The organism is Mesorhizobium sp. P2_E10 (assembly GCF_056404235.1).
Genome location: NZ_JBFUEK010000004.1, coordinates 552907 through 566767 on the forward strand (window position 1 = coordinate 552907; position 13861 = coordinate 566767).

Annotated in this window: 17 protein-coding genes, 1 pseudogene and 1 riboswitch; of the genes and pseudogenes, 14 read left to right on the top strand and 4 right to left on the bottom strand. The window is 63.2% G+C overall.

The annotated features are described in order from the left end of the window. The first annotated feature begins 25 nt into the window (after window positions 1–25). Window positions 26–222, top strand: a riboswitch (cobalamin riboswitch). A 37-nt stretch (window positions 223–259) separates the two neighbouring features. The 5 genes from AC1D0N_RS14605 to AC1D0N_RS14625 are packed head-to-tail and all read left to right on the top strand — an operon-like array spanning window position 260 to window position 2643. Then, window positions 260–439, top strand: a complete 180-nt coding sequence (locus AC1D0N_RS14605) for a CbtB domain-containing protein (RefSeq protein ID WP_477244961.1) — start codon at window positions 260–262, stop codon at window positions 437–439. 15 nt (window positions 440–454) lie between these two features. After that, a complete protein-coding gene (locus tag AC1D0N_RS14610) occupies window positions 455–1252 on the top strand; it encodes a CbtA family protein (protein WP_477244962.1) in 798 nt (265 codons plus the stop codon). 56 nt (window positions 1253–1308) lie between these two features. Beyond that, window positions 1309–1689: a bifunctional adenosylcobinamide kinase/adenosylcobinamide-phosphate guanylyltransferase gene (locus AC1D0N_RS14615; RefSeq protein WP_477244964.1), complete on the top strand. Its 381-nt coding sequence runs from the start codon at window positions 1309–1311 to the stop codon at window positions 1687–1689. After that, a complete protein-coding gene (cobO, locus tag AC1D0N_RS14620; protein ID WP_477244966.1) occupies window positions 1690–2304 on the top strand; it encodes a cob(I)yrinic acid a,c-diamide adenosyltransferase in 615 nt (204 codons plus the stop codon). A gap of 24 nt (window positions 2305–2328) precedes the next feature. Then, a complete protein-coding gene (locus AC1D0N_RS14625) occupies window positions 2329–2643 on the top strand; it encodes a hypothetical protein (RefSeq protein WP_477244967.1) in 315 nt (104 codons plus the stop codon). A gap of 14 nt (window positions 2644–2657) precedes the next feature. On the opposite strand, the gene cbiB is transcribed toward AC1D0N_RS14625, so the two are convergent. After that, window positions 2658–3647 carry an adenosylcobinamide-phosphate synthase CbiB gene (cbiB, locus tag AC1D0N_RS14630; RefSeq protein ID WP_477244969.1) on the bottom strand — a complete coding sequence of 330 codons (990 nt, stop codon included), beginning with the start codon at window positions 3645–3647 and terminating at the stop codon, window positions 2658–2660. Here cbiB and cobD point away from each other — a divergent pair. Together cobD and AC1D0N_RS14640 are read left to right on the top strand one after the other, a co-directional pair. Further along, entirely contained in the window at window positions 3646–4701 is a 1056-nt protein-coding gene (cobD, locus tag AC1D0N_RS14635) for a threonine-phosphate decarboxylase CobD (RefSeq protein WP_477244971.1), read from the top strand. The two genes, cbiB and cobD, sit on opposite strands and share 2 nt — an antisense overlap. Continuing rightward, window positions 4701–5210, top strand: coding sequence for a tyrosine phosphatase family protein (locus tag AC1D0N_RS14640; protein ID WP_477245025.1), 510 nt, complete (start codon window positions 4701–4703; stop codon window positions 5208–5210). The genes cobD and AC1D0N_RS14640 overlap by 1 nt, the downstream gene beginning before the upstream one ends. Window positions 5211–5427: 217 nt before the next feature. Here the strand turns inward: AC1D0N_RS14640 and AC1D0N_RS14645 are convergent, their stop codons facing one another. Next, window positions 5428–6231, bottom strand: coding sequence for a creatininase family protein (locus AC1D0N_RS14645; protein ID WP_477244973.1), 804 nt, complete (start codon window positions 6229–6231; stop codon window positions 5428–5430). A gap of 55 nt (window positions 6232–6286) precedes the next feature. After that, entirely contained in the window at window positions 6287–6670 is a 384-nt protein-coding gene (locus AC1D0N_RS14650) for a RidA family protein (RefSeq protein WP_477244975.1), read from the bottom strand. Window positions 6671–6923: 253 nt separating this feature from the next. On the opposite strand from AC1D0N_RS14650, the gene AC1D0N_RS14655 reads away from it, so the two are divergent. From AC1D0N_RS14655 to AC1D0N_RS14685, 7 genes are read left to right on the top strand one after another with little or no spacing between them, the layout of a single operon-like run. After that, the gene (locus tag AC1D0N_RS14655; RefSeq protein ID WP_477244977.1) at window positions 6924–7928 is read left to right on the top strand and encodes an ABC transporter substrate-binding protein; all 1005 of its coding nucleotides are present in this window, start codon (window positions 6924–6926) and stop codon (window positions 7926–7928) included. Window positions 7929–7943: 15 nt separating this feature from the next. Further along, window positions 7944–8774, top strand: coding sequence for an ABC transporter ATP-binding protein (locus tag AC1D0N_RS14660; RefSeq protein ID WP_477244979.1), 831 nt, complete (start codon window positions 7944–7946; stop codon window positions 8772–8774). Continuing rightward, window positions 8761–9612 carry an ABC transporter permease gene (locus tag AC1D0N_RS14665; protein ID WP_477244981.1) on the top strand — a complete coding sequence of 284 codons (852 nt, stop codon included), beginning with the start codon at window positions 8761–8763 and terminating at the stop codon, window positions 9610–9612. Before AC1D0N_RS14660 ends, AC1D0N_RS14665 begins: the two co-directional genes overlap by 14 nt. A gap of 1 nt (window position 9613) precedes the next feature. Continuing rightward, a complete protein-coding gene (locus AC1D0N_RS14670; RefSeq protein WP_477244983.1) occupies window positions 9614–10927 on the top strand; it encodes a cytosine deaminase in 1314 nt (437 codons plus the stop codon). Beyond that, entirely contained in the window at window positions 10927–12324 is a 1398-nt protein-coding gene (locus AC1D0N_RS14675) for an FAD-binding oxidoreductase (RefSeq protein WP_477245027.1), read from the top strand. The genes AC1D0N_RS14670 and AC1D0N_RS14675 overlap by 1 nt, the downstream gene beginning before the upstream one ends. After that, complete coding sequence (locus AC1D0N_RS14680) at window positions 12324–12905, top strand: NAD(P)H-dependent oxidoreductase (protein ID WP_477244985.1); 582 nt, start codon at window positions 12324–12326, stop codon at window positions 12903–12905. The genes AC1D0N_RS14675 and AC1D0N_RS14680 overlap by 1 nt, the downstream gene beginning before the upstream one ends. Next, window positions 12905–13492 carry an NAD(P)H-dependent oxidoreductase gene (locus AC1D0N_RS14685; protein ID WP_477244987.1) on the top strand — a complete coding sequence of 196 codons (588 nt, stop codon included), beginning with the start codon at window positions 12905–12907 and terminating at the stop codon, window positions 13490–13492. The genes AC1D0N_RS14680 and AC1D0N_RS14685 overlap by 1 nt, the downstream gene beginning before the upstream one ends. Window positions 13493–13619: 127 nt before the next feature. Here the strand turns inward: AC1D0N_RS14685 and AC1D0N_RS14690 are convergent. Continuing rightward, window positions 13620–13861: pseudogene (locus AC1D0N_RS14690) on the bottom strand (ISAs1 family transposase); the annotation flags it as partial.

The window sequence follows — 13861 nt, forward strand, 5'->3', positions numbered from 1 at the left end:
TTTGCCGGGCGCTGCGATTTTGCCTATAGTCGCGGCTGTCGTCGGTTCCGTTTGGAGCCAAGAGGGAATGCGGTGCGGGCTGAGTTGTTGCCCAATGCCGTGGCTGCCCCCGCAACTGTGTGCGGTAGTCCTCTCCATATGCCACTGAAGATTTTTCTTCGGGAAGGTGGGGAAGGGCGCTGATCCGCGAGCCAGGAGACCTGCCGGCGACAGGGACAGTGACTTCTATGCCCTCGGGTGGAGGGCGAAAGGACAAGACATGAATACCGCTTCCGTCTCTCTCGGCGCTTCCGTTTCCTCGCAGTCGCGCTTCATGCAGCTGGTGCTCACTGCATTTCTCGGCATGTTCGTTGTCGGGGTTGTCGGCTTCTCGCATATCGATGTGGTCCACAACGCTGCGCACGATTATCGCCACTCGATGGCGTTCCCCTGCCACTGACGAGGAATTGACATCATGAACCTGTTTCGCAACGTCGTGTTCATCGCGGCGATCGCAGGGCTCGTGGCTGGCGTCGTTCTCGCCTGCATGCAGGCCTTTGCCACCGACCCTCTGATCTACCAGGCCGAAGTTTTTGAGAAGGCTGGCGGCCACCAGCACGATCATGCTGCGGCACCCGCCGCCAGCACCACCAATGCCATGAGCAGTGCCGCACCGGCGGAAAACGCCATGAGCTCAGCGCCAGCGCCTGTCGAAGCGGCGGCTCCGGCTGAAGACGAAGGCTGGTCGCCGGCCGACGGCTTCGAGCGCTTTGCCTTCAGTGTCGTCGCCAATATCGTCACCGGCATCGGCTTCGCGTTGATTCTGGTCGCGGTTTCCGAGTTCGCTGGCGGTATCGGCAGCTGGCGCCAGGGCGTGTTCTGGGGCCTGGCCGGCTTTGCGGTGTTCACGCTGGCGCCGGGCCTTGGCCTGCCGCCCGAACTGCCGGCAATGCCGGCGGCCGACCTCATGCAGCGCCAGATCTGGTGGTGGGCAACAGTGGCGGCGACAGCGGCTGGCCTGGGCCTTCTCGCCTTCCGCAAGTCGCTGCCGTTGGCGATCCTTGCCGTGGCTTTGATCGTGGCGCCACATATCGTCGGCGCGCCGCAGCCGGACAGCTTCGTGACAGCAATCCCGGAAGGCCTGCACCATCAGTTCGTGGTGGCGGTTACGGTGACCAATCTGGTGTTCTGGCTGGTGCTTGGTGCAGCCGTCGGCGTGGTGCGCGGACGCTTCACAGGAACGGCGACTAGCCTGCGCGACAGCTTTGCCTGATCGCAAAGCACTGACCTTCATCATCGGCGGTGCGCGCTCCGGCAAGAGACGACGAAATGCGCGAGCGCATCGCGCTGCATCGCTCGCGGCGCGGCGAGGGATGGGCGACTATCGATGCGCCGCTCGATCTTGCCGGTGCGCTCGAGACCTTGCCTGACGATCAGCCCGTGCTCGTCGATTGCCTGACGCTGTGGCTGACCAATCATATGCTTTCAGACCATGATCTCGACGCAGAATGCCGGCGGTTGGCCGACGTGCTGGCGCGGCCGCGCGGGCCGTGGTTCGTGGTCTCCAACGAAGTCGGGCAAGGTATCGTACCGGACAATGCGCTGGCACGCCGGTTTCGCGACGCCGCCGGCCGACTCAACCAGCAGGTCGCGGCAACTGCCGATACGGTGCTATTGATGGTGGCCGGGCTGCCGCTCAAGGTGAAATAAATGACCGATATCGATGCAAAAGACGAGGAACGCCACCGCGCCAAGATGGTCAAGCGCAAGGCGGTGCAGGATGCCGAGGTAGCAGCCAAGACGGTCGAGAAGGGACTTTTGATCGTCAACACCGGTCCCGGTAAGGGCAAGACCACCGCCGCCTTCGGGCTGGCGCTGCGCATGCTCGGCTATGGCAAGCGCGTCGGCGTTGTCCAGTTCATCAAAGGCAAATGGCACACCGGCGAGAAGGACGCCTTTGCCGCCTTCGGCGACCGCGTCGTCTGGCACACGATGGGCGAGGGTTTTACCTGGGAGACGCAGGATCTGAAGCGCGACATCGCCGCCGCGGAGGCTGCCTGGACCAAGGTGCTCGAACTGATGGCCGATCCGTCGATCAGCCTGCTGGTGCTCGACGAATTGAACATTGCGCTGCGCTATGACTATCTCGACCTGGACACAGTGGTCGCGGCGCTGAAGGCGCGGCGCGAAGGCCTGCATGTCGTCGTCACCGGCCGCAACGCCAAGCCGGCGCTGGTCGAGGCCGCCGATCTGGTCACCGAGATGGGCGTGACCAAGCACCATTTCTCGGCCGGCGTGAAGGCGCAGCAGGGGATCGAGTTCTGAGGGCCTAGCTTCGGGAGATGACCGTTGGAACAAGCCGTGATTGTCTATCTTCTTCTGAGCGGCGGTCAGTTCGGCGCGCCGGAAGAGCGGCAATCGGTCCAAGTTCTGGAGGATCGGATGGAACAAGCTGTTACGAATGCGCATGTTGGCGAATTTGATGGTGACGAGTTTGGCGAGGGCAAATGCACCCTCTATCTGTATGGGCCAGACGCCGAGAGGCTTTTCCTTGTGATTGAGCCTGTGCTGAAATCCTCGGCTGTGGCCGCCGGTGGCTACGCGATCAAAAGATTTGGCGCGGCCGTGGATCCAAACGCCAAGGAAGTCCGTGTTTCCTGGTGAGTCAGGCGGCCCATTTACTGCGAGATCAAGATATCCAGACAAATGAGGGCCGCCGACAGAATCGCGAACAGGCCGATCAGCAGCCAGTCCGCGACCCGGTAGAGCTTCAGCGCCTGCCTTATGTCGGTGCTCTCCGCCTCGCGCCGGCCACCTTCGCCCATGAAGGCATCCTCGACGATGACACCGCCATAGCTGCGCGGCCCAGCCAGCGCCAGGCCAAGCGCACCGGCCATCGCCGCTTCCGGCCAGCCGGCATTGGGCGAGCGATGCTTTTTCGCGTCGCGCCGCACCGCTTGCCAGGCATTGCGGGGATCGGCGTCGCGGACGAGAAAGGCAGCAGCAACGATCAGCAGCGCCGTCAGCCTCGAAGCCGGCAGGTTGATCCAGTCGTCGAAACGCGCCGCCGCCCGGCCGAAGGCCTCGTGGCGCGGGGTGCGGTGGCCGATCATCGAGTCGGCGGTGTTGGCGGCCTTGTAGGCGACGCCGCCGGCCAGGCCGCAAACGCCGGTCCAGAAGGCGGGCGCGACGATGCCGTCGGAAAAATTCTCGGCCAGGCTTTCGATTGCGGCGCGGGCAACGCCCGGTTTGTCGAGCTTTTCGGGATCGCGGCCGACAATGCGCGCAACGGCGATACGACCCAAGGCGAGACCGCCGGTATCGAGCGCGTCGGCCACCGCTTCGACATGCTCGGCCAGGCTCTTCTGCGACAGCATCGACGTCGCCAGAATGGCGGTGATGATCATGCCGGTGGGAAATATCTGCCAGAGCACGATTTGCAGCACAAAGGCGATTGTCGCCGGCACCAGCACGATGACCAGCAATGCCAGGACGCCTCGCCGGCGACGCAGCGCGTCGGAATCAGTGGCGCGGTTGAGCCTGCGGTCGAGAAAGGATATCAGCCTGCCGAACCAGGTGACGGGATGGCCGATGGCGCGGAACAGCCAGTCCGGGTAGCCCAGGGCACGTTCAATGGCCAATGACAGGAAGGCGATCAGGATCGACATGAAGCTTCTTGAAGGAGCGATTGCTGCCGTGGATCACGGCGGGAGCTTGGGCCGGGCGAGCGCGCTCTTCCCTCACGCGCCACAGCCTTTCGTCGACCTTTCGACGGGTATCAATCCGCACTCCTATCCGCTTTTTGAGCTGCCCGCCACCGCCCTGTCGCGATTGCCGGAAGCCGGGCGTGGTCGCGAGCTGGCCAAGGTCGCTGCCGCGGCCTATGGCGCGCCGTCGGCAGCGCATGTCGTGCTGGCTCCCGGCACACAGATCTTGTTGCCGCGCGTCGCTTCGCTGGTCAGCCCCGGCAGGGCGCTGGTGCTCGGTCCGACCTATGCCGAACATGCTCGCGCAGCCGCGATCGCCAGCCATTCGGTCGCGGAAGTCGACGATTTCGAGGCTTTGGCCGGTGCCGACCTCGCCATCGTCGTCAATCCCAACAATCCGGACGGGCGCGTCATAGAGCGCGAAAGGCTGCTGCAACTTGCCGAGACATTGCGCGCCAAGGGCGGGCTGCTGGTCGTCGACGAGGCGTTCATGGATGTCGGTCCGCGCGCCGAGAGCCTGGCCGGCGATGTCGACCAGGGCGGCATCGTCGTGTTGCGCTCGTTCGGCAAGTTCTTTGGCCTCGCCGGCTTGCGGTTAGGTTTTGCGCTGGCCGATCCGCAGACGGTCGAACGGCTGGACGCGCAGTTCGGGCCGTGGGCGGTTGCCGGCCCGGCGCTCGAATACGGCATCCGGGCGCTCGCCGACAGCGGCTGGCAGACCGAGATGCGCGCGACACTCAAGGCTGAGGGGGAGCGGCTGGATGCCTTGTTCGGCCGCTTTGGCGTTCCGGTCGCCGGCGGCACCACGCTGTTCCGCTATCTAAGGCTGGCGGACGCAGCCGGCCTATTTTCGGCGCTTGGCGAGCGCGGAGTCCTGCTTCGCCATTTCACCGACCGGCCGCATCTGCTGCGCGCCGGACTGCCGGGAAGTCAGGAGGAATGGCAGCGGCTCGAATCCGCTCTTGCCGAGTGGGTGCACAAGCGCGACGCTGTCGCTGAGGAGATCGCGCGATGATGATCCATGTCTGTTCACTGGCAAAAGTCGATGAAACCGTAACGAAGACCGGCGCCGAGCGGCTGCTTTCCCTGCTGGCGGCGGGAACCGAAGTGGTGCGCCCGGCTTCGATCGTTCCGGAAAATCATCTGCATCTGGTCATGCACGACATTGCGGTGGCGCAGGAAGGCATGACCATGCCGGGCGAGGAGCATGTGCGCAATCTGCTCGATTTCGCCCGTCAATGGGATCGTGTGAAGCCGATGGTCGTGCATTGCTATGCCGGCATCAGCCGTTCGACGGCGTCTGCCTACATCATCGCCGCGGCGCTGGCGCCGAAGCGCGACGAGGTCGAGTTGGCGCAGACGCTGCGCGCCCTGTCGCCCTCGGCGACACCCAATCCGCGATTGATTGCGGTCGCCGATGCGCTGCTTGATCGCAATGGCCGGATGGTTGAGGCGATCCAGGCGATCGGGCGTGGCGCGGACGCTTTTGAAGGCACCCCCTTCGCACTGAGGATCGACGGCTAGGGCATGTCGATATTCAGGTGATGCCGGCCTGCGAACGATGGTTTTCTGCGCTTCCGGTGCTCACGTACCTAAATGTACGCTCCGCTCCGGCCTTCGCCGGCCGAAGCCCTCATAAGTGCCTTCGCTCTATGAAGAGCTACGGACGGCGTAGGCCGGTTCTCGAAATCCATCATTCTCAGCTCGGCCTGACCTGAATCTCAACATACCCTGGGGGTTGTTAGGCCAGCCAGTCGGAGAGCTTCGCCTTGCGCACATCGCGCAAGAGGCTGATGAAACCGTCAGCCTGATGCTCTGATGTCAGCCGGCCTTTTTCGGCCGTCGCAATGCTGGCGTCGCCGACCACGCCGTTCGGGTTGAGGTCGCTGGCGATCCAGGCGAAGGCGTGGGTGCCGGTGTGACGCAGCAGCGAAAATTCCTTTTCGGCGCGGGCGACATTCGAGACAAAATTGTCGGCCTTTGCCATGTCGACGAGGTCCGGCCGGAAATGCAGCATCAGCGAGGTCTCGACATCGCCGCCATGGATGCCGTGGCGATCCTCGAGGTCGGTGTACATGCCGGCCGGGCGACCAAAGCGCTGCCAGCTGGTCTTCACCGCCAGCATCTTTGCGCGCACCCGCAATTCGCGGGTGATGATGCCCATGATCTCCTCATTGCCGCCATGCGAGTTGACGACGATGAGCTTGCGCACGCCGGCGCGTGCGATCGACAGGCCGAGTTCGGTCCACGCTTCGACCAGCGTCGTTGCCGGCAGCGTGAGCGTGCCCGGCGCATGCAGGTGCTCGTTCGACTTGCCGACCGCCTGGACGGGCAGGATGCGGATGTCGAGATCGCCGGGCAGGCGGGCAATCACCGTTTCAAGCATGCCGTTCATGATCGAGGTGTCGGTCGAAACCGGCAGATGCGGACCGTGCTGCTCGATCGCCGCCACCGGCAGCACGGCGATCGTCGCCTCCGGGTCGCTCGTGGCGTATTCGGTGGTTCGATAGTCGCCCCACCACACGCGTTTTTTTGCAACGGTCATCGCATGCCTCTCAGATGGACGGGCCAGACTTAGAGCCATAAGGGCGGCCTGTCGATCACCCCGCCGCCAGCACCTCGACCTCGACCTTGAATTCCGGCCGGGCGAAGCCGGAAACGACGATCAGCGTCGAGGCCGGCGCCGGGTCGGAGAACAGCCTGTTGCGGACGTCCATATAGGGCTGCAGATAGGCGCGGTCGGTGACGAAAGCGTTGACGCGCACGATGTCCTTCAGCCCCAATCCCGCTTCGCCCAGAATGGCTGCCACGTTCTTGAAGCAAAGTTCGGTCTGGGCGCCTGCATCTTCCGGAACGACGTCGTCCGCGCTGATACCGAGCTGGCCCGAGCACAGGACCAGACGCTTTCCTGCCGGCACCTCGACGCCGTGGCTGTAGCGGGCAAAGGGCGGTTTGATCGACTTCGGTTTGAGAAATTTGAACATGGCAATCTCCGATCTGCCGCCACCTAAGACCGGATCGATTGCACCTTCAAGATGCAGTGCATGGCATTGGCGCGATTGTGGACAGGCGTCCAAAAAATAGGCACGATGCCTCCCGTACAGCATGACCCGTCCGGCCTTCGCGCGCGACTGTTGCGCAAGCGCGGGGTCCTGGCGGTGGCATGTGTCTTGCTTCTTGAACCAATGGTGTCGAGCCCGGCGCGGAGCGCGCCGGAGCAAACAGAGGGTGGTGTTAATGTACGGAAAACTGACGGTTTCGGCGGCGGCGATCGCCATGCTGGCTTCGAGCGCGCTGAGCGCGGCAGCAAACGAAAAGGTGACGTTCGGCACCAACTGGCTAGCTGAGCCAGAGCATGGCGGCTACTACCAGGCCGTGGCCGATGGCACCTATGCCGCGTGCGGCCTCGACGTGACCATCATGCAGGGCGGCCCGCAGGTCAGTGGCCGGCCACTGCTGCTCGCCGGCAAGATCGATTTCTACATGGGCGGCAATCTTTTGTCGGCGTTCGATGCCGTGCAGCAGGACATTCCGATGCGCGTGGTGGCGGCGGACTTTCAGAAGGATCCGCAGGTCATCATGTCCCAACCCGGTCAGGGCCTGGACAAGTGGGAGGATTTGAAGACGGCCGACCAGTACATCCTCGGCGACGAGGGCGTGCAGACCTTCTTCCAGTGGATGGTGACGGAACTCGGCTTCGACGCCGCCAAGCGGGTGCCCTACACCTTCAACTCCGCGCCCTTCATCGCCAACAAGAAGTCGATCCAGCAGGGCTACGTCACCTCTGAGCCGTTCGCGGTCCAGAAAGAGGGTGGTTTCCTGCCGAACCAGTTCCTGCTGGCCGACTACGGCTGGGACACCTATGCGACCACGGTCGAGACCATGCAGGCCACGATCGACAAGCGGCCGGAGGTGGTGCAGTGCTTCGTCGATGGCTCGGCCAAGGGCTGGTACAACTACCTCTACGGCGACAACAAGGCCGCCAACGACATGATCAAGAAAGACAATCCCGACATGACGGATGCGCAGATCGCCTTCTCGATCGAGCAGCTGAAGAAGTTCGGCGTGGTCGATTCCGGCGACACGGAGAAGCTGGGCATCGGCGCCATGACCGACGCGCGCATCCAGAGCTTCTACGACAAGATGGTCAAGGCCAAGGTCACGCCGGCGGGCATCGATATCAAGAAGGCCTACACGCTTGCCTTCGTCAACAAGAGCGTCGGGCTGGAGCTGAAGAAGTAGGCCGGTCTGCCTGACATGATGCAGGAGAAAGTGGCGCAAGCGCCGGCAAGCACATCGGGAGAAAGCCCGATGTTGCTGGCATTGCGTGGCGTCGGCAAGGTTTTTTCCAACGGCGTGACGGCACTCAGCGACGTCAATCTGACGATCCGGGAAGGCGATTTTCTCAGCCTTCTCGGGCCGTCGGGCTGCGGCAAGTCGACGGCCTTGCGCCTGATTGCCGGCCTGTCGACGCCGACTTCCGGTGTGCTCGACTGGCGCGGCAGCGGCTCGCTTGACCGCTCGAACATCGGCTTCGTCTTTCAGGAGCCGACGCTGCTGCCCTGGGCGGATGTCTTCGACAATGTCTGGCTGCCGCTCAGGCTGAAAGGCGTGTCGCGGGCCAAGGCGGCGCCGGTGGTGATGGAGATGCTGGCGCGGGTTCATCTGACCGGTTTTGAGAATGCCGTGCCGCGCGAGCTTTCCGGCGGCATGAAGATGCGCGTTTCGATCGCGCGCGCCATGGTGACCAAGCCGCGCGTGCTGTTGATGGACGAGCCGTTCGCCGCGCTCGACGAAATCACCCGCTTCAAGCTCAACAATGATCTTCTGGAACTGTGGCAGGACGAGCGCTTTACCGTCGTCTTCGTCACCCACAGCGTCTTCGAAAGCGTGTTCCTGTCCAACCGCGTCGTCGTTATGGCGGCGCGGCCGGGCCGGGTGTTCGGCGAGCTTGCCGTCGATGCGCCCTATCCGCGCGACGAGGTGTTTCGCACCTCGCCAGACTATGCCGCGCTCTGCCGCCAGGCCTCAGATGTCCTGGTACACGCCATCAACTCAACCGCCGGACCGCATCATGACGGCCATTGACCAACCTGCGGTGAACCTCGACCCGGAGGAGGCGCGCCGCGTGCGCGAGGAGCGCCTGGAACGGATCGGCAAGTGGCTGCTGCCGCTGGCGATCATGATCCTGGCGATCTGGTTGTGGGACCGTGTCTGTGTCTGGAACGAGATCCCGAAATATATCCTGCCGCGCCCGGGCGTGGTGCTGCAGACGCTTTTTGACGATGCCGGGTTGCTGTTCTCCTCGCTGCTGGTGACGCTCAAAATCACCTTCCTCAGCCTGGGGCTCGCCGTCATCGGCGGCGTCGGGCTGGCGGTGCTGTTTGCGCAATCAAAATGGGTGGAGATGTCGTTCTTCCCCTTTGCCATCGTGCTGCAGGTGACGCCGATCGTTGCCATCTTCCCGCTGATCAACATCTATGTCGACAACCAGACGACGAAACTGCTGCTGTGCGCCTGGATCGTCGCCTTCTTCCCGATCCTGTCCAACACCACGCTCGGCCTCAATTCCGTCGACCGCAATCTGCGCGACATGTTCAAGCTCAACGGCGCGACCCACTGGCAGCAATTGCGCTATCTCAGGCTGCCGGCGGCGATGCCCTATTTCCTCGGTGGACTGAAGATCGCCGGCGGCCTGTCGCTGATCGGCGCTGTGGTGGCCGAGTTCGTCGCCGGCGCTCAGGGACAGTCGTCGGGGCTTGCCTCGCGTATCATCGAGGCCGGCTACCGGCTCAACGCGCCGCGGCTGTTTGCGGCGCTGATCCTGATTTCATTTACCGGCATTTTGATCTTCCTGGTGCTGTCGCTGATTTCGCATCTGATCCTGCGGCGCTGGCACGAAAGTGCATTGAAGCAGGAGCGATAGCGTGCCGGAAGCGTTCAGCATTCCGCAGGACAGTTCCTATGTCCTCAGCAACGTCCGGCTTCATGCATCGCTGACGCCAGGACTTGCCGCAACTTTCGACACCGATGGATTTGCGCTGGCCGATATTTCCGTCGCCGACGGCAAGATTTCCAGCATCGTCGCGCATGGACGAGCGAAGGCTCCGGCGGGCGTCGACCTTGGTGGCCGCATCATCCTGCCGTGTTTCGTCGACTGCCACACGCATATCGACAAGGGTCATATCTGGCCGCGCAAGCCCAATCCCGACGGCACCTTCATGGGCGCGCTGAACGCCACCGGCGCCGACCGCTCGGCACGCTGGAGCGCCGAGGATGTCGCCCGCCGTATGGATTTTTCGCTGCGCTCAGCCTACGCGCACGGCACCAGGGCGCTGCGCACCCATCTCGACAGCGTGCCGCCACAGGAGGAGATTTCCTGGCCGGTGTTCGAGACCATGCGGGAAAAATGGCGCGACCGCATCGAGCTGCAGGCAGCCTGCCTGCTCGGCATCGAAGGCGTGCGCGACAGAAAATGGTTCGAGAGACTGGCCAAGCGGGTGGCGGCGGCCAAGGGCGTGCTCGGCGTCGTCACCTATATGGTGCCGGATCTGGAAGAGCTTCTCGACCAGGTGTTTGCGCAAGCGATCAAACATGGCCTCGACCTCGATTTCCATGCCGACGAGACCGACGATGTCGCAGCGATCTCGCTGAAGAAGATTGCTGAGGCAGCTCTGTGGAACGGTTTTGAGGGCAATATCCTTGTGGGACATTGCTGCTCTCTGGCTCGCCAGCCTGACCTCGATGTGCTCGACACGCTGGACAAGGTGGCGAAGGCCGGGCTCGCCGTGGTGTCGCTGCCGATGTGCAATCTCTATCTGCAGGACCGGCGAGCCGACAACACCACGCCGCGCTGGCGCGGCGTGACGCTGCTGCACGAAATGAAGGCGAGGGGCATTTCGGTTGCGGTTGCCTCGGACAACACGCGCGATCCGTTCTACGCCTATGGCGACCTCGACATGCTGGAAGTCTACCGCATGGCGACGCGCATCCTGCATTTCGATCATCCGGTCGCCGACTGGCCGCAAGCGGTGACCGCGACGCCTGCCAAGGTGATGCGGCTCGATGGTTTTGGTACGCTTGCTTCTGGCGGTGCCGCCGATTTCGTCGTCTTCAAGGGGCGGAGCTGGACGGAATTGCTGTCGCGGCCCGAATCGGATCGCATCGTTGTGCGCGACGGGCTGGCGATCGACCGTAAGCTGCCCGACTATGCCGAACTCGACGATTTGATGGTGACATGATGGATGTTTCGGCGCTCAAGCGTGACCTCGAAGGTCTGAAGCTCGACGACCATCCGGCGATCGTCCAACAGAAAAGCCGCGACTTCTACTGGTACAGCCCGGTGCTGAAGCAGCAGCTCGACCATGTCACCGGCGACCTGATCGTGACGCCGAAATCGGAAGACGAGGTCATCCGCGTGCTCGCCGCCTGCCATCGCCATGGCATTCCGGTGACGCCACGCGGCAGCGGCACCGGCAATTACGGGCAAGCCATGCCGCTGTCGGGCGGCGTCGTGCTCAACCTTGCTGAGATGAACACGGTCAAGACGATCGCGTCCGGCCGCGTCGTCACCGGGCCAGGTGCTGTTCTCGCCGACATCGACAAGGCTTCGCGCGCGCATTCCGGGCAGGAGCTGCGCATGTCGCCATCGACCTACAACACGGCGTCGATCGGCGGTTTCGTCGCCGGCGGTTCAGGTGGCATCGGTTCGATCCGCTGGGGAGGCTTGCGCGATCTCGGCAATGTCATCCGGCTGCGCACCGTGACGATGGAGGCGGAGCCGCGCGTCATGGACCTGACCGGCGAGGACGTGCTGAAAGTGATGCACGCCTATGGCACCAACGGCATCATCACCGAAGTCGAGATGCCGCTGACGGCCAGCTATGGCTGGATCGACGTGATTGTCGGCTTCGACGATTTCATGGATGCTGCCGGCTTCGGCAATGATCTCGCCATCCAGGACGGCATACTGGCGAAGCTGATCACGCCGATCGCCGCACCCATCCCTTACGACTATTTCAAGCGGCACCAGAAATTCTTTCGGCGCGAGCAGAGCATCGTGGTGTGCATGATCGCGCCGCATGCGATGGACGCCTTTGTCGCCCTGACGGCACACAGCAAGGGCGAGATCGTCTTTCGTGCCGACAAGGAGGCCGATCTCAAGGGCCTGCCGCCTGCCTATGAATTGACCTGGAACCACACGACGCTGCGCGCCATCCGGGTCGATCCCTCGATCACCTACCTGCAGACCCGCTATCCGTCGCCGGACCATCTCGTTTACGTCAAGGCGATGGTCGAGCGTTTTGGCGACGAGGTGCCGGCGCATCTCGAATTCATCCGCTTCGACGGCGCCATCGGCGCCGCCGGGTTGCCGCTGGTCCGCTTCACCACGGCGGAGCGTCTCGACGAGATCATCCGCATCCACGAGGACAATGGCTGCTGGATATTCAACCCGCACCGCTACACGCTGGAGGAGGGCGGCATGAAGCAGACCGACGCGGTGCAGCTTGCCTTCAAGCGCGAGACCGATCCGCAAGGGCTGCTCAATCCCGGCAAGATGATCGCCTGGGAAAATCCTGATTACGATTACCGCTCGGGCAAGTCGTTCCTGTTCAAGGGTTTGCAGAAGGCGGGCTGATGAACATCCTGGTCCTCTACGCCCATCCGGTCGAGACCAGCTTCAATGCCGGCCTGCACCGGATGATCGTCGAGCGGCTGACGGCGGCCGGCCATAGCGTCGACGATTGCGATCTCTATGCCGAGGGTTTTGATCCGAGGCTGACGCGCGGCGAGCGGCTCGGCTATCACAATGCGCGCGGCACTGACGATGCAGCAGCGCCCTATGTCGAGCGCTTGCTGCGGGCCGAGGCGCTGGTGCTGTCATACCCCGTCTGGAATTTCGGCTTTCCGGCAATGCTGAAAGGCTTTCTCGACCGGGTCTTTCTGCCTGGCGTGTCGTTCCGGCTGGTCGACGGCAAGGTGCAGCCGTCGCTGCACAACATTCGCAAGCTGGCCGCTGTCACCACCTATGGCGGCAGCCGCTTCCGTGCCATGCTGATGGGCGATCCGCCGCGCAAGCTGGTCAACCGCATGCTGCGCGCCACCATCAAGCCCGGTGCCTCAGTGTCCTACCTCGCACACTATTCGATGAACCTGTCGACCGACGACACACGCAAGGCCTTCATGGCCAAGGTCGCGGCCAGGATGGATGCGTTCTGATGCGCGTGCTGGTGGTATATTGCCATCCGGTGCCCGAGAGCTTTTGCGCGTCGATCCGCGACAGCGCTATAGACGTGCTGACGCGAAGAGGGTGGGAGGTTCGGCTGCTCGACCTCTATGCGGAAAATTTCAATCCGGTCATGGGCTGCGACGAGCGGCGTTTCTACAATGACCGTGCCCCTGAGGATCCGGCGCTGAAGCCGCATTTCGAGCATCTCGCTTGGGCGGAAGCAATCCTCTTCGTCTATCCGACGTGGTGGTACGGGTTGCCGGCCATGCTGAAGGGCTGGCTCGACCGGGTGTGGGCAACGGATGTCGCCTTCAAGCTGCCGGCGGGCAAGGGGCGCATCAAATCGCTGATGACGCATGTGACGAAGGTCGGCGTGATCACCACCTGCGGCGCGCCAACCTGGTGGAGCGTCGTCGTCGGCCAGCCCGGCCGCAAGACCATCCTGCGCGGCATGCGCGCTCTGTGCGCGACACGCTGCCGGACGTTCTTCCTGGCGCATTATCTGATGGATGCCTCGACGCCGAAGAGCAGGGCGGCGTTTCTCGCGAAAGTGCGGGCGAAGCTGGAGCGGTTTTGAGGGAGCTTTCTTCGCCCCGTTCACGGGGAGATGCCGGCAGGCAGATCAGGGGCAGCGCGAACTCTTCAGACCCGGTGCCGCCCCTCATCCGGCCCTTCGGGCCACCTTCTCCCCGTAAACGGCAGGGCTATCGCATATGAGTTAGAGCGTTGATTAGGTAGCCGTCATTCCATGCGCATTTCTTGATGCGATGGCTGATGGGGACTTTGTCTGTGTCGGCGAGTTGGAGGATGTTTTTGGCGAGGCGGTTGAGGAGTGCGGTGTTGGCGGGGGCGTTGTCCTTGCGGGCTCGGCTGAGGTCCTCATCCAGATGAACGTCGAGCATCCAGTGCAGGCCATTCTCGATCTGCCAATGAGCCCTGGTGAGAT